Source organism: Pseudomonas sp. TMB3-21 (genome assembly GCF_054898145.1).
Genome location: NZ_CM142718.1, coordinates 894,903 through 912,217, shown reverse-complemented (window position 1 = coordinate 912,217; position 17,315 = coordinate 894,903). Strand labels below are relative to the sequence as shown.

17 protein-coding genes are annotated in these 17,315 nt (G+C 59.4%); 4 read left to right on the top strand and 13 right to left on the bottom strand.

The window, feature by feature from the left end; all coding sequences use genetic code 11:
- Positions 1–15 precede the first annotated feature (15 nt).
- Together ACYZTS_RS04310 and ACYZTS_RS04305 are read right to left on the bottom strand one after the other, a co-directional pair.
- Positions 16–1,029 carry a zinc-binding alcohol dehydrogenase family protein gene (locus ACYZTS_RS04310; RefSeq protein ID WP_461994277.1) on the bottom strand — a complete coding sequence of 338 codons (1,014 nt, stop codon included), beginning with the start codon at positions 1,027–1,029 and terminating at the stop codon, positions 16–18.
- A 32-nt stretch (positions 1,030–1,061) separates the two neighbouring features.
- Positions 1,062–1,355, bottom strand: coding sequence for a putative quinol monooxygenase (locus ACYZTS_RS04305; RefSeq protein ID WP_461994275.1), 294 nt, complete (start codon positions 1,353–1,355; stop codon positions 1,062–1,064).
- Positions 1,356–1,475: 120 nt separating this feature from the next.
- Here ACYZTS_RS04305 and ACYZTS_RS04300 point away from each other — a divergent pair, with 120 nt between their 5' ends.
- Both ACYZTS_RS04300 and ACYZTS_RS04295 read left to right on the top strand, forming a co-directional pair.
- Positions 1,476–2,405, top strand: coding sequence for a LysR family transcriptional regulator (locus ACYZTS_RS04300; protein WP_461994273.1), 930 nt, complete (start codon positions 1,476–1,478; stop codon positions 2,403–2,405).
- A gap of 314 nt (positions 2,406–2,719) precedes the next feature.
- Positions 2,720–3,457 carry an ArsR/SmtB family transcription factor gene (locus ACYZTS_RS04295; RefSeq protein WP_028620155.1) on the top strand — a complete coding sequence of 246 codons (738 nt, stop codon included), beginning with the start codon at positions 2,720–2,722 and terminating at the stop codon, positions 3,455–3,457.
- A 95-nt stretch (positions 3,458–3,552) separates the two neighbouring features.
- Here ACYZTS_RS04295 and ACYZTS_RS04290 read toward each other — a convergent pair whose 3' ends face one another.
- The 3 genes from ACYZTS_RS04290 to ACYZTS_RS04280 all read right to left on the bottom strand — a co-directional run bounded on the left by ACYZTS_RS04290 (position 3,553) and on the right by ACYZTS_RS04280 (position 6,760).
- Positions 3,553–4,506 (bottom strand): adenosine deaminase, encoded by a 954-nt coding sequence (locus tag ACYZTS_RS04290; RefSeq protein ID WP_028620154.1) that lies wholly within the window; start codon positions 4,504–4,506, stop codon positions 3,553–3,555.
- A 78-nt stretch (positions 4,507–4,584) separates the two neighbouring features.
- Positions 4,585–5,550: a 2-oxoglutarate and iron-dependent oxygenase domain-containing protein gene (locus ACYZTS_RS04285; RefSeq protein ID WP_461994270.1), complete on the bottom strand. Its 966-nt coding sequence runs from the start codon at positions 5,548–5,550 to the stop codon at positions 4,585–4,587.
- Positions 5,551–5,677: 127 nt separating this feature from the next.
- The gene (locus ACYZTS_RS04280; protein WP_461994268.1) at positions 5,678–6,760 is read right to left on the bottom strand and encodes a BMP family ABC transporter substrate-binding protein; all 1,083 of its coding nucleotides are present in this window, start codon (positions 6,758–6,760) and stop codon (positions 5,678–5,680) included.
- A gap of 299 nt (positions 6,761–7,059) precedes the next feature.
- Between ACYZTS_RS04280 and ACYZTS_RS04275 the strand changes: the two genes are divergently transcribed.
- Positions 7,060–8,151, top strand: a complete 1,092-nt coding sequence (locus tag ACYZTS_RS04275; RefSeq protein ID WP_461994266.1) for a calcium:cation antiporter — start codon at positions 7,060–7,062, stop codon at positions 8,149–8,151.
- Positions 8,152–8,211: 60 nt separating this feature from the next.
- Here ACYZTS_RS04275 and ACYZTS_RS04270 read toward each other — a convergent pair whose 3' ends face one another.
- The 3 genes from ACYZTS_RS04270 to ACYZTS_RS04260 all read right to left on the bottom strand — a co-directional run bounded on the left by ACYZTS_RS04270 (position 8,212) and on the right by ACYZTS_RS04260 (position 10,880).
- Positions 8,212–9,570, bottom strand: coding sequence for an 8-oxoguanine deaminase (locus ACYZTS_RS04270; RefSeq protein WP_028623488.1), 1,359 nt, complete (start codon positions 9,568–9,570; stop codon positions 8,212–8,214).
- A 247-nt stretch (positions 9,571–9,817) separates the two neighbouring features.
- On the bottom strand, positions 9,818–10,504 hold the full coding sequence (locus tag ACYZTS_RS04265; protein ID WP_028623489.1) for an SDR family oxidoreductase: 687 nt from the start codon (positions 10,502–10,504) through the stop codon (positions 9,818–9,820).
- 25 nt (positions 10,505–10,529) lie between these two features.
- Positions 10,530–10,880, bottom strand: coding sequence for a MerR family transcriptional regulator (locus tag ACYZTS_RS04260; RefSeq protein ID WP_461994263.1), 351 nt, complete (start codon positions 10,878–10,880; stop codon positions 10,530–10,532).
- A gap of 82 nt (positions 10,881–10,962) precedes the next feature.
- Here ACYZTS_RS04260 and ACYZTS_RS04255 point away from each other — a divergent pair, with 82 nt between their 5' ends.
- A complete protein-coding gene (locus tag ACYZTS_RS04255) occupies positions 10,963–11,442 on the top strand; it encodes a hypothetical protein (protein WP_461994261.1) in 480 nt (159 codons plus the stop codon).
- A gap of 465 nt (positions 11,443–11,907) precedes the next feature.
- Here the strand turns inward: ACYZTS_RS04255 and ACYZTS_RS04250 are convergent, their stop codons facing one another.
- The 5 genes from ACYZTS_RS04250 to ACYZTS_RS04230 form a co-directional block, all read right to left on the bottom strand.
- Positions 11,908–12,834, bottom strand: a complete 927-nt coding sequence (locus ACYZTS_RS04250) for an ABC transporter permease (RefSeq protein WP_461994259.1) — start codon at positions 12,832–12,834, stop codon at positions 11,908–11,910.
- Positions 12,834–13,937 (bottom strand): ABC transporter permease, encoded by a 1,104-nt coding sequence (locus tag ACYZTS_RS04245; RefSeq protein WP_461994257.1) that lies wholly within the window; start codon positions 13,935–13,937, stop codon positions 12,834–12,836. The genes ACYZTS_RS04250 and ACYZTS_RS04245 overlap by 1 nt, the downstream gene beginning before the upstream one ends.
- A gap of 12 nt (positions 13,938–13,949) precedes the next feature.
- On the bottom strand, positions 13,950–15,515 hold the full coding sequence (locus ACYZTS_RS04240) for an ABC transporter ATP-binding protein (protein WP_461994255.1): 1,566 nt from the start codon (positions 15,513–15,515) through the stop codon (positions 13,950–13,952).
- 555 nt (positions 15,516–16,070) lie between these two features.
- On the bottom strand, positions 16,071–16,652 hold the full coding sequence (locus ACYZTS_RS04235; RefSeq protein WP_461994253.1) for an IMPACT family protein: 582 nt from the start codon (positions 16,650–16,652) through the stop codon (positions 16,071–16,073).
- A gap of 7 nt (positions 16,653–16,659) precedes the next feature.
- Positions 16,660–17,310 (bottom strand): TetR/AcrR family transcriptional regulator, encoded by a 651-nt coding sequence (locus tag ACYZTS_RS04230; RefSeq protein ID WP_461994251.1) that lies wholly within the window; start codon positions 17,308–17,310, stop codon positions 16,660–16,662.
- Positions 17,311–17,315: the final 5 nt, after the last annotated feature.

Here is a 17,315-nt window from a genome sequence, read left to right as displayed (position 1 = left end):
GCGATCTTTTGATCTTCAGAAACCCTCGAGCACAATCTTGCCCTTCGACTTGCCGCTTTCCAGCAGTTGATGCGCGCGGCGCAGGTTGGCCGCGTTGATCGCCCCGAAATGCTCACCGACCGTCGTCTTCAATGTGCCCTCATCGATTAGCTGCGCCACGCGATTGAGCAGGTTGTGTTGTTCGATCATGTCCGGCGTTTCAAACAGCGAGCGGGTGTACATGAACTCCCAATGCAGCGACAGGCTCTTGCGCTTGAGCTTGGTCACGTCCAGTGACTTGGGATCGTCGATCAGCGCCAGTTTGCCTTGTGGTGCCAACGCTTCCACCAATTGATCAAGGTGATGCCCGGTCTCGGTCAGGCTGGCAACGTGCGTCACCTGCTCGACGCCGGCGCGTTTGAGCTCCTCGCTCAGCGGCTGGCTGTGATCGATGATCAGGTCGGCGCCCAGGTCGCGCACCCAGCTCTGGGTTTGCGGACGCGAGGCGGTGCCGATCACTTTCAGCCCGGTCAACTGATGCGCCAGCTGAGTCAGGATCGAGCCGACGCCGCCGGCAGCACCCACGATCAGCAGACTCTGCCCTTCATCGGTTTTACCCTCGCGGACCTGCAGACGTTCGAACAGCAGTTCCCACGCGGTGATCGCGGTCAGCGGCAGGGCGGCGGCCTCGGCGAAACCGAGGGTCTTCGGCATGTGGCCGACGATTCGTTCATCGACCACGTGCAGCTCGCTGTTGCCGCCGGCGCGGGCGATGGACCCGGCGTAGAACACCTTGTCCCCAGCCTTGAACAAGGTCACTTCACTGCCGACTTCCTTGACCACACCGGCAACGTCCCAGCCCAGCACCTTCGCAGCGCCGTCTTCGGGCTGGACGTTCTGCCGAACCTTGGTATCCACCGGGTTAACCGAGATGGCTCTGACTTCCACCAGCAGGTCGCGCGGTCCGGCAACCGGCAACGGCAGCTCGATATCCTGCAGGGACTTTTCGTCGCTGATGGGCAGCGAGGTGTAATAGGCAATGGCTTTCATGAAGGATTCCTGGACTGTAATAGAAGAGGGGGTCAGACCACCGAGCGCAGGCGCTTGAGCTCGAAGTGTTCCAGAAAGGCGTCGGCCTTGGCGCGGAAGTTCTGGATGTGCGCACTGGCGTCGTGAGCTTGCAGAGCCTCGTCGCTGCTCCATTGTTCGATCATGTAAAAAGCCAGCGGATTCGACAGGTCCTGATGCAGATCGTATTGACCGCAACCGGCCTCGGCGCGGGTAGGTTCAACCAAAGCGCGCAGGTGCTGTTCAAGGGCTTCTTGCTGACCCGGTTTGGCAATCAGGGTGGCGATGGCAGTAAAGGCTTGGGACATGGTCGGCTCCGGCAGTGAAGGTGATTCAGGATGGAGGATGATTAGCTATTTCGCTGCAAGATAAAACCCGCTAAAAGAGCAGTCTCTTTCAATATTTTTTTGATAATCAGGGGCTCAATCATGCTGCGTTTCGATGACCTGCAGCTATTTGTTCGCGCGGCGGATCTCGGCAGCCTGTCGGCAGCGGCGCGGGTCATGGATATGTCCGCTGCTGTAGCCAGCGCGGCGTTGAAGCGCATCGAACTGCAACTCGGCGCACGCTTGCTCGCCCGTTCGACACGCAGTCTGCGTCTGACTGCTGAAGGCGAAGGTTTTCTCGAATATGCCCGGGCCGCCCTGAGCAATCTTGAAGAAGGCCGTCGTTTGTTGAAAAGTGGCCAGGATCAGGTCAGCGGCATATTGCAGCTGTCCGCACCCTCGGATTTCGGCCGTAACGTGCTGCTGCCCTGGCTGGACGAATTCCAGCGCGAGCACCCGAAACTGACGGTGCGCCTGTTGCTTGGCGACCGCATTGCCGACCTCTTTCGCCAACCCGTGGACATTGCCCTGCGCTACGGCGAGCCAGAGGACTCAAGCCTGGTAGCGTTGCCGATCGCCCCGCAGAATCGCCGGGTTTTGTGTGCGGCACCCGGTTACCTGGCCCAGCACGGTGAGCCGCGGCAACTGGAGCAGCTGGCTCAGCACAATTGCCTGCTGTTCATGCTGGGCAGCCGGGTTCACGATCACTGGAGTTTTCACGATGGCAAGCGCGAGGTCGGTCTGACCGTCAGTGGAGATCGTTTCAGTGACGATGCCGATGTCGTGCGTTTATGGGCGCTCGCGGGCGCGGGCATCGCCTACAAATCCTGGCTGGATGTTGCGGCTGACGTGCTGGCCGGTCGTTTGAAAGTATTGCTGCCGGAACTGCTCTGCGAGCGTGCTCCGCTGAATCTGTTGTGCGCACATCGCGCACAGTTGAGTAAGCCTGTGAACCTTTTGCGGGAAATGCTTGCCAGCCGATGCGCCCAATTGAGTAGTCAGTTCCCGGCTTTCTCGGCGATCGGTCATTAGTCGCAGGAAAATAGCGAAATTTCTCTCAGGAACTATCACCACCAATGGTTTCTGAAGGGCAGGATGCGGCAGTTAACAGGCTTATACTGTGGGCCGCCTCATATGCGCACCGCCGAATCCACCGTGGCGCGTCCGCGATTGATCGACAAATCCCTGCGGTGATTTTCTTTTCCTTCGCGAAGCTGCAAAGCGCTGGCCTGGGTAGGCGATGGCTTCGCCCGATAAACGGCGGTTTTCCCGTCTTGGCCGATGACACATTACTGGTCAAGATGTCTCCGAGCAGTAGACGAAACGATTCAACAGGGAGTGAATACATGGAACATGCACCTTGCATCAGCCAGATTGCCACGTTGCTGGCTGACCCAAAGCGCAGCGCGATGATGTGGGCCTTGATGGATGGCTCGGCGCGACAAACCGAAGAGCTGGCGCTGCTGGCCAGGCTGTCACCCTCTTCGGCCAGTGCACACCTGGGGCGTTTGTCCGCCGGAGGTCTGTTAAAAGTTGAAACCCGCGGTCGCAAGCGATTTTTCCGCCTGGCCGCCCCTGAAATAGGCGCCGCCATAGAGGCACTGGCCAGCGCGACGATTGCCAGCACGCCGCGGGAAGTCCCTGACGTGTTCAAGCGCACTACCCCCATTCCCATCCCGAAACCTCAGACCGCGCCTTCTTCATTGCTGCGCGCCCGGCTCTGCGACGATCATCTGGGCGGCACCCTGGCTGCAGACCTTTATCAGCGTTTGCTGGATGCTGGCTGGATCGAGCAATTCGACCGGCGAGTGTCGATCACCCATAAGGGCGCTACGCAGCTGGCGAACCGGGGTGTGTATGTTCAAGCGCTGGCGCACACCAGCAGCAAAGCTGCGTGCGCGTGTCCTGACTGGAGCGAGCGACGCCCGCATATGGGTGGGTCATTGGGCGCGGCGCTGCTGCAATTGTTCATGCAGTCGGGCTGGCTGAGCTTGCCGAACGATTCTCGGGCTTTGCAAGTGACTGCGGCGGGGCAACGGGAAATTCACCGCTTCGCCAAAGAGACCGAGCTGGAGATAGCCTAGGCTTGGGATCGTTGCCACGCTCTGTCCGGCAGCCGGGACGCTCTGCGTTCCGACCTCAGAGCGCGGCTACGCTCGGTAACTGATGTTTGATCGATTTAAGGTTTGATCAATCTGGCATCCAGACTGTTCTGCGCCAGACGCTTGGCCTGATCCTGGGTCATGCCCAGATCGGTATACAGCGCATGGAAGTTCTCGGTGACATAACCACCGAAGTACGCCGGGTCGTCGGAATTCACGGTGACCTTCACGCCACGCTCGAGCATGTCGAGAATATTGTGCTGCGACATGTGGTCGAACACGCACAGCTTGGTGTTGGACAAAGGGCACACAGTCAGCGGGATTTGTTCGTCGATGATCCGTTGCATCAGGCGTTCGTCTTCGATGGCGCGCACGCCATGGTCGATGCGCTGGATTTTCAGCAGATCAAGTGCTTCCCAGATGTATTCCGGCGGGCCTTCTTCACCGGCGTGGGCAACCGTCAGGAAACCTTCGCCACGGGCGCGATCGAACACACGCTGGAACTTGCTCGGCGGGTGACCCATTTCCGAACTGTCCAGACCGACCGCCACAAACGCATCGCGAAACGGTAGCGCCTGGTCGAGGGTTTTCTCGGCTTCGTCTTCGCTCAAGTGGCGCAGGAAACTCAGGATCAAACCGCTGGTGATGCCCAGTTGTTGTTCGCCATCCTTCAATGCGGCGGCGATGCCGTTGAGCACCACTTCGAAAGGAACACCACGGTCGGTGTGGGTTTGCGGGTCGAAGAACGGTTCGGTGTGAATCACGTTCTGCGCCTTGCACCGCAGCAGGTAAGCCCAGGTCAGGTCGTAAAAGTCCTGCGACGTGCGCAGGACATCGGCGCCCTGGTAATACAGGTCGAGAAACTCCTGCAAATTGTTGAAGGCATACGCCCCGCGCAGCGTTTCGACGTCGCTCCACGGCAGGGCGATCTTGTTGCGCTCAGCCAGGGCGAACAACAGCTCGGGCTCCAGCGAGCCTTCCAGATGCAGGTGCAGTTCTGCTTTGGGCAGGGCGTTCAGCCAGTCGTACATATTCTTTTCTCATCAGTTGCAGATGGCGGCATTCTACAGGTGCTCGTCGAAACAATTGGCAAAACCTGACCAGCCGGTTCAGGCCATCAGCGAATCCCGTCGATAGGCGTAAGTATCGGCGAAGCGCGACAGCAGAAATTCAGCGCAGGTGGTCGCGGGGTATTTCGCTGGATGCTCTGGTCCCTGACAGCCGGGCAGGCACTCGATAATGGTGTCGGGATGGGGCTCGGCAAAGAACGGCATCGAATAGCGATCCACCCCCAACGGACTGATCACCCGGTGCGGCGTCGACAGGTAACGATCGTTGCTCCAGCGCGCCATCATGTCGCCGAGGTTGACGACAAACGTGCCGTCGATTGGCGGCGCATCAATCCACTCACCGTGCACATTGCGCACTTGCAGTCCGCCCGCCGCGTCCTGATACAGCAGCGTGATGCATCCGTAATCGGTATGCGCGCCCGCGCCTTGCTGCTCTTCGGAGCTGGCGGTGTGGCGGGGTGGGTAGTGGATCATGCGCAGCACGCTGACGGGTTCATGAAAACGTTTGTCGAAGAAGTCGTGCTCGATGTTCAGCGCCAGCGTCATCGCGCGCAACAGGGTTTGCGCGAGGGCTTGCATGTCGACGTAATGTTGCTCCATCAGCGTTTCCCAGCCGGGGACCGATGGGTGACGGTTGGGCCCGCGCAGTGGTTTCTCCGCCACCACGTCCGGGTGATCGGCCGGCAGGTGAAAGCCCATGTCGAAGGTTTCTTTGAGGTCGCTGGGTTTGTTCGGGTCGAGCTGCTCGGTGGCGATGGCGCCGTAGCCGCGATGGTGGCGGGTCTGGGTAATGTCGATCTGGAGTTTTTCATCGGTAGGCCGGGCGAAGAAGCGTTGCGCGTGGTTGAGCACGGCGTCGAGACGCGAGTCGCTGATCGGGTGGCCCTTAATGTAGAAAAAGCCCCACTCGCGACAGGCGTTGTCGATCTCGTCGGCAACGGATGTCCAGGCGAGCGGGTCTTCGCTGTAGAGCGGGGCGATGTCGATGATAGGGAGGCTGTTCATACGCGGTCCTTAAATGTGGGAGCGAGCCTGCTCGCGATAGCGGATTCTCATTCAACGATGAGGCTGGATGTGACGGCCTCATCGCGAGCAGGCTCGCTCCTACAGGGTTTTGTATTCGGCTCGAGAATTACTTGGGAATATCGGCCTTCATGCCTTCAACGTAATAATTCATCGACGCCAGTTCCGCATTGCTCGCGGTCACGCCCGCCGGTATTTTCTCGACGCCGGCCTGATCCTTGATGGGCCCGGTGAACGGATGCAGCGCACCGCTTTTTATGTCCGCAATGATCTGCTCGGCTTCGGTCTTTACGGCAGCTGGCACCAGATTGCTGATCGGCAGCTCAACCGTGCCTTCCTTCAAACCGCCCCAGTAATCCTGGGATTTCCACGAGTGATCGATCACGCTTTGGGTCGCCTGAATGTAATGCGGCGCCCAGTCGTTGACGATCGAGGTCAGCACCGCTTTCGGCCCGAAATGCGCCATGTCCGAAGCGTAACCGACGGCAAATACGCCGCGTCGTTCGGCGGCCTGAATCGGCGCGGGGCTGTCGGTGTGCTGGAACACCACATCAACGCCCTGATCAATCAGCGCGTTGGCCGCATCGGCTTCCTTGCCCGGGTCGAACCACGAGTTGACCCACACCACTTTTATTTCTGTGCCCGGGTTGTACTTGTTCAAGGCGAGCTGGATGGCGTTGATGTCGCGGACCACTTCCGGGATCGGGAACGAGGCGACATAGCCGATTTTTTTGCTCTTGGTCATCTTCGCCGCGAGGAAGCCGCCGACGTATCGACCTTCATACGTGCGTGCCAGGTAGGTGCCCAGGTTCTTGTCCTGCTTGTAGCCGGTGGCGTGCTCGAAAGTCACCTTGGGAAATTGCTTGGCGACTTTCAGCGTCGGGTTCATGTAGCCGAAAGATGTGGTGAAAATCAGGTCGTATTTGTCTTTGGCCATGTTGCGAATCACCCGCTCGGCGTCCGCGCCCTCGGCAACGTTTTCCACGTAGTTGGTGGTGATCTGGCTGCCAAGTTTTTCCGCCAGCGCCTTGCGCCCCTGTTCATGCTGATAGGTCCAGCCGTGGTCACCAATCGGGCCGATATAAACGAAACCGACTTTCAGTGGATCGGCGGCATTGACCGACAGGCTGGCGCTCAGGCCGATGGCCGCGACGATGGCACCCAGCAGTTTCTTCAGCGGACGTTTATGCATGAACTCGAACTCCGTGTTTTTTTTGAGGTTGGCAGGAGCAATGCAATTAGCTGACCAACAGGACAACAATAATCTTAAGCCGTGGCGCGGCCATCGCGAGCAGGCTCGCTCCCACATTGGATCGCGTTCCTCTGTAAGAGCCGGGCTTGCCCGCGATGGGGCCGTTGAGGCCGATAAAAGTGCACGCCCGAACACGGCCGCCATCCACTGGTGCGCAAAGATGTAACGAAACGTTAGCGACGCGCCGCAGTCAGTAGCTCATCACACTGTTTTCGCTCGACTCGGCAAAAAGGCTCGTAATGCTCTCTATCATCAAGCAAGAAAAATTTCTCCTGTTGGCACTGCTCGCCGCGTTCGTTGCCTATCCGCTGGAGCACTGGTTACTGCACAGCGGGCAAGCCGTGGCGCTGCTCGGCGGGCTGGTGCTGATCGGTTTCATCGTCGCTGCGTCCATGCGCGTCGCCCATCACGCGGAACTGCTTGCGGAAAAAGTCGGCGACCCCTATGGCACGATGATTCTGACGCTGGCCGCGGTCCTGGTCGAAGTGGTGATCCTGGCGATCATGATGAGCAACGAAGCATCGCCGACGCTGGTGCGGGACACGATCTATTCGGCGGTGATGCTCGACATCAACGGCATCCTCGGCCTGGCCGCTCTAATGGGCGGCATCAAGCATGGCGAGCAGTCCTACAACGACGACTCGGCGCGCAGTTACAGCGTCATGATTCTTACGGCCATGGGCGTGTCGATGGTGGTACCGGAGTTCATTCCAGAGGCCAACTGGAAAATTTATTCCGGGTTCACCATTGGCGCGATGGTCGTGCTCTACGCGCTATTCCTGCGCATGCAGGTCGGGCCGCACAGCTACTTTTTCAGTTACAGCTACCCGGAAAAACGCCGCAAGAAAGAGCCTGTGGAAAACGAGCCCAAGCCGGTCAGTCTCGGGTTCTCCATTGGCACATTGGTGTTTGGCGTGGTGGTCATCGGTGCGTTGGCCGAAGTGATGTCGAAGACCCTTGATCTGGGTCTGGAGGGAACGGGTGCGCCGCCGGTGATCACCGCGATACTGGTAGCGGCGATTTCCGCCGCGCCCGAGATTCTGACGGCATTGCGCGCCGCGTTGGCCAACCGCATGCAATCGGTGGTCAACATTGCGATGGGGGCATCGTTGTCGACGGTGATTCTGACGGTGCCGGTGATGGAAGCGATGGCGCTTTACACCGGTCAACCCTTCCAGATGGCAATGACGCCGGTGCAGACGGTGATGATCTTCATCACCTTGATCGTCAGCGCGATCAATCTCAACGATGGCGAAACCAATGCCATCGAAGGGATGACCCATTTCGTGCTGTTCGCGACGTTTATCATGTTGTCGCTATTGGGCCTCTGAACCCACCACAAAACCAATTGTGGGAGCAAGCCTGCTCCCACAGTTTAAGTCGGTGCTATGTCAGACGCCCGCAATCAACTGCCGAGCCGCCTGGCTGTGATCGGCAATCAACCCTTTCAAGTCTAGCCCTTCAACCTGGCCGTCAATCACGCGCCACTTGCCGCCCACCATCACCCGATCCGCCCGATCCGCGCCGCACAACAACAGCGCCGACACCGGATCGTGGCTGCCGGAGAAGCGCAGCTCATCCAGCTTGAATAACGCCAGGTCGGCCTGTTTGCCGACCGCCAGCTCACCGATATCGGTACGCCCCAGCAAGCTCGCCGAGCCTTTGGTCGCCCAGCCCAAAACCAGTTCCGGGGTGATCTTTTCCGCGCCGTAGCGCAGGCGCTGGATATACAGCGCCTGACGCGTTTCGAGCATCATGTTCGACGCATCGTTGGAGGCGGAACCGTCCACGCCCAGCCCGAGCAACGCGCCGGCAGCGGTCAGATCCAGCGTCGGGCAGATGCCCGAAGCCAGGCGCATGTTCGAACTCGGGCAGTGACAGATGCCCGTGCCGGCGGCGCCCAGGCGAGCGATTTCGTCCGGGTTGAAATGGATACCGTGCGCCAGCCAGGTGCGCGGGCCGAGCCAGCCGACACTGTCCAGATAATCGACGGTGCGCAGGCCGAAACGCTGCAGGCAGAAGTCTTCTTCGTCGAGGGTTTCAGCAAGGTGGGTGTGCAGACGCACGTCGAGTTTGTTTGCCAGGTCGGCGCTGGCGGACATGATTTCCGGGGTCACCGAGAAGGGCGAGCAGGGCGCCAGTGCGATCTGGATTTGCGCACCGTCGCCACGTTCATGGTACTCGGCGATCAAGCGCTGACTGTCAGCCAGGATCACTTCGCCTTCCTGCACCGTCTGTTGCGGCGGCAGGCCACCGTCCTTTTCGCCGAGGCTCATCGAACCGCGCGTCAGCATGGCGCGCATACCCAGTTCGCGGACGCTTTCGACTTGCACGTCGATCGCATTCTCCAGACCTTCCGGAAACAGATAATGGTGATCGGCGGCGGTGGTGCACCCGGACAGCAGCAACTCGGCCAGCGCAACTTTCGTCGCCAGCGCAAGTTTTTCCGGGGTCAGGCGCGCCCATACCGGGTAGAGGGTTTTCAGCCAAGGGAACAACGGCTGATTGACCACCGGCGCCCAGGCGCGGGTGAGGGTCTGGTAGAAATGGTGATGGGTGTTGATCAGGCCCGGCAGGATCACATGCTCGCGGGCATCGAAGACTTGTGCACAGGGCGCCGAGGGCTGCTGGCAGGCGCCGAGCACTTCGACGATCAAACCGTCTTGCACAACCAGGCCGCCACGGGCATCGAGGCCGTTGGCTGTGAAAATGGCGAGGGGATTTTTTAACCAAGTACGGGTCGCAGGCATGTTGGCCGGCTCCTCTGAAAGTTGGGTTCAGGTTAGCCAGCTCAGTGATTACCCTGTCTGCTGATCCAGGGTCGCCGCGAAGGACGAGGTGCGGAGTTTCAGACAAAACCGCTTTGTCGGCAAGCCCGGCCCGACCAGACGATCAATATTCTGCAGGAGCCGGCTTGCTGGCGATGGAGTCTGCTCGGTATGACTGACAGCCGAAGTGGCCGTATCGCCAGCAAGCCGGCTCCTGCGATTTTAGGTGTTACCAGGGAATCGTCTCACCCTTGTAATTCACAAAATGATGCCCGCCCTTACCGGTGTAGGCATTCACCTGATCCACCAGCCCGCGCGTGCTGGTCTGCACATCGATGTCCGCACCGTCACCGCCCATGTCGGTTTTCACCCAGCCCGGGTGCAGCGACAGCACGGTCAATTTCTGCTCGCCCAACTGCGTCACGAAGCTGTTGGTCATCGAATTCAAAGCCGCCTTGCTCGCCTTATACAAGGCCATTTCCGGCGCATCCGGCATGGTCACGCTGCCCAGCACAGAACTCATGAAGGCCAGCACGCCGGTCTGCGGGCGGATCTGCCCGACAAAACGCTGAGCCAGATTGATCGGCGCCACGGCATTGGTGAAAAACAGCTGACCGACTTCCGCCAGCGTCGCGCCGCCCGGCGTCTGGATGTCTGGCCCTTTGACCCCGGCATTCACGAACAACAAATCAAACACTTCACCCTTGAGCTGCTGGCTCAAAGCGATGACCGCCTGCTGATCGTCCATGTCGAGTTTTTCGATGCGCACGTTGCCCAGCGCCTGCAAGGCGTCGGCATTCTGCGGATTGCGCACGGTGGCGGTGACTTGCCAGCCATCGGCCAGCAGGGTTTTCACCAGCCCGAGGCCCAGGCCCCGCGAGGCGCCGATGATGAGTGCGGTTTTTGCCGTAGACATGAGTGGCTTCCTTGATAAATGAGAATCACGGATTTAATGGACAACGCTCACCGAGCCGATGTTGCAGTTCGCTGCGCAGCGCACCGAGTTCATCCATTCGGGTTTCGATCAGTTTGAGTTTGTCTTGCAGCAGTTGCGTGACAGCACTGTCAGGGTCGGGCGACTGCCATATCGCGGCAACGCTATTACCGATTTCGCCGAGGGTAAAACCCAAGCGTTGCGCAGTCTTAATGTACTGCACCAGTTGCACCATCTCGCTCGGATAGTCGCGATAACCGTTGGCGCTGCGTTGCGCCGCAATCAATCCGCGCTGCTCGTAAAAGCGCAATGTGTCGCGGGAGACGGCGCTGGCCTGGGCTAATTCACCGATGCGCATGTTGATCTCGGAAGAGGGCTTGACCCTGGAGCATACTCCAGGCTTTAGCCTCGTTGCTTCTTGAATTTCTGGAGCAACGCGGATGTGGACTTCACTGCAATATCGTCGCTTGGTGCGCGGCAGCGCCTGGTATGACTTGATCGTCACCGCAGCGTTTGCAACGCCGTGGAGTTTTGCGGCGTTGCATGGCGTGCTGACAAGCGTTAGCCAGACTTTCGACTTGTCTGGAGCGCTGCCGCCGTTTGAGCCCATGCACCTGTTGATGGCGAATCTGTTGGGATCGATCGTGTGCGTGTGGGCCGTGCTGCGGATTCGTGATCCGCAGCAGGTTTATGGGCGGTATGACGCAGTGGCGCGATTCCTGTTTGCAGCGTGGCAGTTGTATGCCTTGCTGCAGGGCGCCAGTTCGCTGCTGGTGATTTTCCTGTTTTTTGAATTGGCGTGGGGCGTGGCTCAGGTGTTGCCTGTGCGGACGCCTTCGTCGGAACGCCGCCCGGAGCAAGCCCCGCATTGGCGGTCTGATCAAAGTGTGGGAGCCACCTGTCCGCGATGGCGAAACTGAACTCGGCTTGATCTCATGGTTTTACTCGGTCAACTGTAGGAGCTGGCTTGCCAGCGATGGCTTTGTCTTGGGTGACTTGTTTTTTGCAGGTGTACATATCCGTTGCTGCGGTGGTTGCTGATATTGGTTCCGCTCTTACAGCGGGTCACTTGGAAATGCCTATGCGGCCCGGCACCAAGTAACTCGCCGTAAGGGCGAAACCAATGCAAGCCATCACCGCAGCAATGGATATGTACACCCGACAAATCCAAGTCACCCGGGACATAGCCATCGCCGGCAAGCCAGCCCCTACAATTGGCCGAGTACATTCTCGAAAGCCCGGCCAGATTAAAGTCCGCCATTCGCGAGCAAGCCCGCTCCCACATTCGACCGAGTTGAGCTGATCTTTTTTGACCGACACAGTTCTCATGTGGGAGCGGGCTTGGTCCGGGCGGCGTTCCGACGAAGAGGTCTGCACAGACGACCCTAGTGACCACCCTGCCACGGCTGCCCCAACGACACCGGCGCATACAATCGCGTGCGCAGCGCATCCCGCGACAACAGCACCAACACCACAATCGTCGCGATATACGGCAGCATCGCCAACAGGCTGGACGGAATTGCCAGCCCCAAACCCTGCGCCACCAGGTGCAGGATGCTGGCGAGCCCGAACAGATACGCGCCCAGCAACAATCGCCACACGCGCCAGCTGGCGAACACCACCAGCGCCAGCGCAATCCAGCCGCGCCCGGCGCTCATGTTTTCCGCCCACATCGGCGTATACGCCAGCGACAGATAGGCCCCGGCCAACCCCGCCATGGCCCCGCCAAACAATACTGCCAGCGTCCGCACGCCGAGCACCGGCAGGCCCATCGCACTGGCCGCATCCGGATTTTCACCGACCGCCTGAATGATCAGCCCGACGCGGCTTTTCATAATCACCCACGCCACCAAAGCAAACAGTGCGAAGGACAGATACACCAGCAGGTCCTGTGCAAACAGCATCCGTCCAATCAGCGGGATTTCACTCAGATAAGGGATCGCCACCGGCTCGAAACCCGCCAACGGTTTGCCCACCCACGCTGCGCCGATGAAGGTCGATAAACCCACACCGAAGATGGTCAGCGCCAGGCCGGTCGCGACCTGATTGGCATTGAACACCAACGCCACCAGTGCGAACAGCGATGACAGCAGCATCCCGGCGAGCATCGCCAGCAACACGCCCAGCCAAAGATTGCCGCTGTTCAGCGCGATGATGAAACCGATCACCGCACCAAACAGAATCATTCCTTCCTGCCCGAGATTGAGCACGCCGCTCTTCTCGCAGATCAGTTCACCGAGCGCCACCAACAACAGCGGCGTACCGCAGCGGATCATGGCGTAGAAAATATTACTCAGCAGATCGATATCCATCACAGCGCTCCTGCATGTACGGCGGTGCTTTGCGTGCGCGTCCAGCGCACCTTCAGGCGGGGGCGATACAGAATCAGTACGTCACTGGCCAGCAGGAAAAACAGCATCATTCCCTGAAAGAGTTGGGTGATGGCCTGCGGCAGGTTCATGTTCATCTGCGCGTTTTCGCCGCCGATGTACAACAGCGCCATCAGCAGACTGGAAAACAGAATGCCGATCGGGTTGAGCCGTCCGAGGAAGGCCACGGTAATCGCCGCATAGCCGTACCCCGGCGAGACTTGCGGCACTAGTTGACCGATCGGCCCGGTCACTTCGCAGACGCCGGCCAACCCGGCCAGTCCACCGCTGATCAGCAGCGCCAGCCAGATCAGACGTTTCTCGCGAAAGCCGACAAACCCGGCCGCGCGCTTGTCCAGCCCGAGCACTTTGATCTGGAAACCGACGAAGCTTTTCTGCAGCAACACCCACACGGCCACCAGCGCGAGCAGGGCGAAATACACCCCGGCGTGAACCCGACCGTCCTCCAGCAACAACGGTAAACGGCTGGCGTCGGCGAACATCGCTGACTCGGGAAAATTGAAACCGGCAGGATCTTTCAACGGCCCATGCACGCAGAACAGCAGCAGATTGAGGGCGATGTAATTGAGCATGATGCTGGTCAGAATTTCATTGGCGTTGAAGCGCGTGCGTAACCATGCGGTCAGGCCGGCCCACGCGGCACCCGCGCAGGTGCCGACAATCAGGATCAAGGCCAATGCCCAGCGACTCTCCATGCCAATGATGTTCACTGCCAGCGCACTGCCGGCCAGCGCACCGAGCAGCAATTGGCCTTCGGCGCCGATGTTCCAGATTCGTGCCTGATACGCCACGGCCAGGCCTAGCGCGCAGAGCAAAATCGGCAGCGCTTTGACCAGCAATTCCGAGACGCCATACACGTCGCTGACCGGCGCGATCAATAAAGTGTGCAAGGTCAGCAACGGATCATGGCCGAGCGCGATAAACAGTAGCGAGCCGCAACCCAGGGTCAGCACAGCCGCCAGCAGAGGCGAGCACCACAACATCAAACGCGATTGCTGGCCGCGGGGTTCGAGTGAAAGCAGCATAGAAAAACTCCGTTAAACCGTGGCGTGCGCATTGGATGGAGAAACGTCAAACTGGCCAGCCATCCAGCCGCCGACGTCGATCAGGCGGGTGTCGACTGTGTCCCGCAGCGCCGATAGACGACCCCCGCACAGCGCGCCGAGGCGGTCGCTGATCTGGAACAGTTCGTCGAGGTCTTCGGAGATAACCAGGATCGCCGCGCCGGCATCGCGCAAGGCGATCAGCGCGCGGTGGATGGTCGCGGCGGCACCGACGTCGACGCCCCAGGTCGGGTGCGCGGCCACCAGCAATTTCGGTTGCTGGAGGATTTCCCGGCCGAGGATGAACTTCTGCAGGTTACCGCCGGACAGGCTGCGTGCCGGCGTTTGCGTCCCCGGTGTCTTGACCCCGAAGCGGCGAATGATGTCTTCGGCAAGCGCTTCGACTTTGCTGCGCTGAATCAAGCCGTTGCTTACCAGTCCTTGCTGAAAAGCAGTGAGCAGCGCGTTATCCGCCAGGCTCAGTTCCGGCACGGCGCCATGCCCCAGCCGCTCGGCCGGAATGAAGGCCAGCCCCCGTTGGCGACGAGCATCCGGGCGCAAATCTGCGACCGGTTGCCGGTCGAAACAAATGATCCCGCTGTCGTTGCGATGCAAACGCTGTTCACCGCTGAGCAATGCCAGCAATTCGTCCTGGCCATTGCCGGCGACCCCGGCAATGCCAACGATCTCTGCGCGGCGCACCTGCAGGTGAATATCCTGCAACGAACAGCCGAACGGATCGGGGTTGTGCCAGGACAAGCCGCTGACATTGAGGAATGTTTCGCCGCCCGTCACCTTCGGATAGTCAGTCATCAATTCGGCCGCGTCCCCGACCATCAATCGCGCCAGTTGCTGGTCCGAGCATTCGGCCGGCACGCAATGCCCGGCCACTCGCCCGCCACGCAAAACGGTAGCGCTGTGGCACAACGCGCGAACCTCGCCAAGCTTGTGACTGATGAACAGAATGCTGCAGCCCTCGGCAGCCAGTCGACGCAGGGTGACGAACAGGTCGTCGGCCTCCTGCGGGGTCAGCACTGATGTCGGTTCGTCCAGAATCAGCAGCCGTATGTCCTGCATCAGGCAACGAATGATTTCGACCCGTTGTCGCTCGCCGATCGACAGGCTGTGAACAAGTCGCTCCGGCTCCAGCGCCATGCAGTAGCGGCGGGACACTTCACGAATTTTCGGTTCAAGCTGTTTCGGCGTTCCAGCGGCAGCGCCCATCGCCAGTGCGATGTTCTGCGCCACACTCAGGGTTTCAAACAGCGAAAAATGCTGAAACACCATTCCGATCCCCAGGCTGCGTGCCTGCGCCGGATTGCGCATATTCACGCGCTGCCCTTGCCAGATGATTTCCCCGGAATCGGCATGGGTGACGCCGTAGATGATCTTCATCAGTGTGCTTTTCCCGGCGCCATTCTCGCCGAGCAGCGCGTGAATCTCACCCTGAGCAATGTTCAGGTCAATGGCGTCATTGGCCAGGCAGCCCGGGTAGCGTTTGCTGATGGCGCGCAATTGCAGGCGCGGCGTTGAATCGAAACTTGGCTCGGGGTTAGACATGACAGGCTCGATTGCGTGAAGTAATGCCTGTGGATAAAGCAATTTCCTGGCCAGTAGGTCAGGAAAAAAATCCAACCGCGCAGTGCGGGGTGTTGGGACGGGCATTGCCCGCTGCATTGATGGCGATCAGGCACTAATTGAGGGCAATTTCTTTAAGTGGGCTCTGGTTTGGCTCACGACGAATTGATCAAAAAACGATCAGGCGGGATCAGTCCATGCCGGGCATACAACCGAGGCAGTCATAAACGGGTTATCCACAGATTGCTCCACAGTATTTGTGCGCAATCCGGAGTGATGGGCATAAGCACTGCAGGGCTTTGTCCTAAAGGTGCTAAACGCGGCTAACTGTTTGTTTTATGGTAGATTTAGTTAGATTTCAGGCTCTTTGGACAAAAAATGATCAAAGCCCGCAAAGCCGCATGACAGAAGGGTTACAGCGTGATGTGCTCAGGTTATCCACAGCCGGGTGCACAGTAGATGTGGGCAAAAGCGCTATTCGTTTAACCACTCACTCTGAGAGCCCGGAGCTGCCGAAGGCTGCGATCTCCAGTTCTTCTAACGCCGCAACAAAATCCGCCCGCGGCTCAAGTCCGCCAGTTGGTTCTGCAGCCTCTCGATCTGCGCTTCACCAATCGCCAACTGCAGCTCGACGCCATTAGCGGTGAACGTTTCTTCCTCCACTAAACCGCCTAATTCTGCCAAGCGAATTTTCAACAGCGTCAGTTGGGCGAAGCTGCAGGAGCAACTCACCGGCGCGCGGCTGATCAACTCGATTTTCGCCGCCGCCTGCAGGCACTTGTTGGCGCCGCCGCCATACGCTCGGGCGAGCCCGCCGGTACCCAGCTGGATGCCGCCGTACCAACGGATCACCAGCACCGCCACCTGATCGCAATTCTGCGCGTCGATTGCCGCCAGAATCGGCCGCCCGGCGGTCCCCCCCGGTTCGCCATCATCGGTGCTGCGATATTGATCGCCGAGCTTCCACGCCCAACAGTTGTGCGTGGCATTCAAATCACTGTGCTGTTCGATGAACGTCTGGGCTTCAGCGGGACTGCCGATGGGCGCCGCGAAGGTGATGAAACGGCTTTTGCGAATCTCTTCGCGGAACTCGCAAAAACCGCTAAGGGTAAAAGGCATAAGTGTCTTATTGAGTTGAAGTCAGGCCGCAGCCTTTGAGAATGATGCGGATCAGATTGTCGCCGGCGTCTTCCATGTCTTGCTTGGTCAACTTGCTGCGACCGGTGACCCGGCAGATCTGAGTGGCGAAGTCGGCGTAATGCTGGGTGCTGCCCCACAGCAGAAAGATCAGGTGCACCGGGTCGACCGGGTCCATTTTGCCAGCGTCGATCCAGCCTTGAAACACAGCCGCTCGACCCTGGAACCACGCCCGGTAATCCTGATTGAAATATTCGCTCAGGCATCCGCCACCGCTGATGACCTCCATCGCAAAAATCCGCGAGGCTTGTGGCTGGCGACGGGAGAATTCCATCTTGGCGCGGATATAGCGCGTCAATGCTTCAGCTGGATCGTCGTCGGCCGTCAGGGTATTGAAGGTGCTGTCCCACAACTCGATGATGTTGCTCAACACGGCCACGTACAGCCCAAGCTTGTTGGTGAAGTAGTAATGCAGATTCGCCTTGGGTAACCCGGCATTCAGCGCGATGGTATTCATGCTCGTGCCTTTGTAACCGTGACGGGCGAACTCGTCTTCGGCGGCTTTGATGATGGCCTCTTCGTTCTTCTGACGAATGCGGCTGGCGGGTTTGCCGCCATGGGCGGGGACTTCAAAGGTCATAGGCA

What these genes read in the sequence shown, in the direction of transcription:
- ACYZTS_RS04305 (WP_461994275.1), bottom strand. Translation starts at nt 1,355, where the DNA reads ATGTCCCAAGCCTTTACTGCCATCGCCACCCTGATTGCCAAACCGGGT.
- ACYZTS_RS04245 (WP_461994257.1), bottom strand. Translation starts at nt 13,937, where the DNA reads ATGCTGCTTTCACTCGAACCCCGCGGCCAGCAATCGCGTTTGATGTTG.
- ACYZTS_RS04310 (WP_461994277.1), bottom strand. Translation starts at nt 1,029, where the DNA reads ATGAAAGCCATTGCCTATTACACCTCGCTGCCCATCAGCGACGAAAAG.
- ACYZTS_RS04280 (WP_461994268.1), bottom strand. Translation starts at nt 6,760, where the DNA reads ATGCATAAACGTCCGCTGAAGAAACTGCTGGGTGCCATCGTCGCGGCC.
- ACYZTS_RS04275 (WP_461994266.1), top strand. Translation starts at nt 7,060, where the DNA reads ATGCTCTCTATCATCAAGCAAGAAAAATTTCTCCTGTTGGCACTGCTC.
- ACYZTS_RS04270 (WP_028623488.1), bottom strand. Translation starts at nt 9,570, where the DNA reads ATGCCTGCGACCCGTACTTGGTTAAAAAATCCCCTCGCCATTTTCACA.
- ACYZTS_RS04230 (WP_461994251.1), bottom strand. Translation starts at nt 17,310, where the DNA reads ATGACCTTTGAAGTCCCCGCCCATGGCGGCAAACCCGCCAGCCGCATT.
- ACYZTS_RS04235 (WP_461994253.1), bottom strand. Translation starts at nt 16,652, where the DNA reads ATGCCTTTTACCCTTAGCGGTTTTTGCGAGTTCCGCGAAGAGATTCGC.
- ACYZTS_RS04240 (WP_461994255.1), bottom strand. Translation starts at nt 15,515, where the DNA reads ATGTCTAACCCCGAGCCAAGTTTCGATTCAACGCCGCGCCTGCAATTG.
- ACYZTS_RS04265 (WP_028623489.1), bottom strand. Translation starts at nt 10,504, where the DNA reads ATGTCTACGGCAAAAACCGCACTCATCATCGGCGCCTCGCGGGGCCTG.
- ACYZTS_RS04290 (WP_028620154.1), bottom strand. Translation starts at nt 4,506, where the DNA reads ATGTACGACTGGCTGAACGCCCTGCCCAAAGCAGAACTGCACCTGCAT.
- ACYZTS_RS04295 (WP_028620155.1), top strand. Translation starts at nt 2,720, where the DNA reads ATGGAACATGCACCTTGCATCAGCCAGATTGCCACGTTGCTGGCTGAC.
- ACYZTS_RS04255 (WP_461994261.1), top strand. Translation starts at nt 10,963, where the DNA reads ATGTGGACTTCACTGCAATATCGTCGCTTGGTGCGCGGCAGCGCCTGG.
- ACYZTS_RS04285 (WP_461994270.1), bottom strand. Translation starts at nt 5,550, where the DNA reads ATGAACAGCCTCCCTATCATCGACATCGCCCCGCTCTACAGCGAAGAC.
- ACYZTS_RS04250 (WP_461994259.1), bottom strand. Translation starts at nt 12,834, where the DNA reads ATGGATATCGATCTGCTGAGTAATATTTTCTACGCCATGATCCGCTGC.
- ACYZTS_RS04260 (WP_461994263.1), bottom strand. Translation starts at nt 10,880, where the DNA reads ATGCGCATCGGTGAATTAGCCCAGGCCAGCGCCGTCTCCCGCGACACA.
- ACYZTS_RS04300 (WP_461994273.1), top strand. Translation starts at nt 1,476, where the DNA reads ATGCTGCGTTTCGATGACCTGCAGCTATTTGTTCGCGCGGCGGATCTC.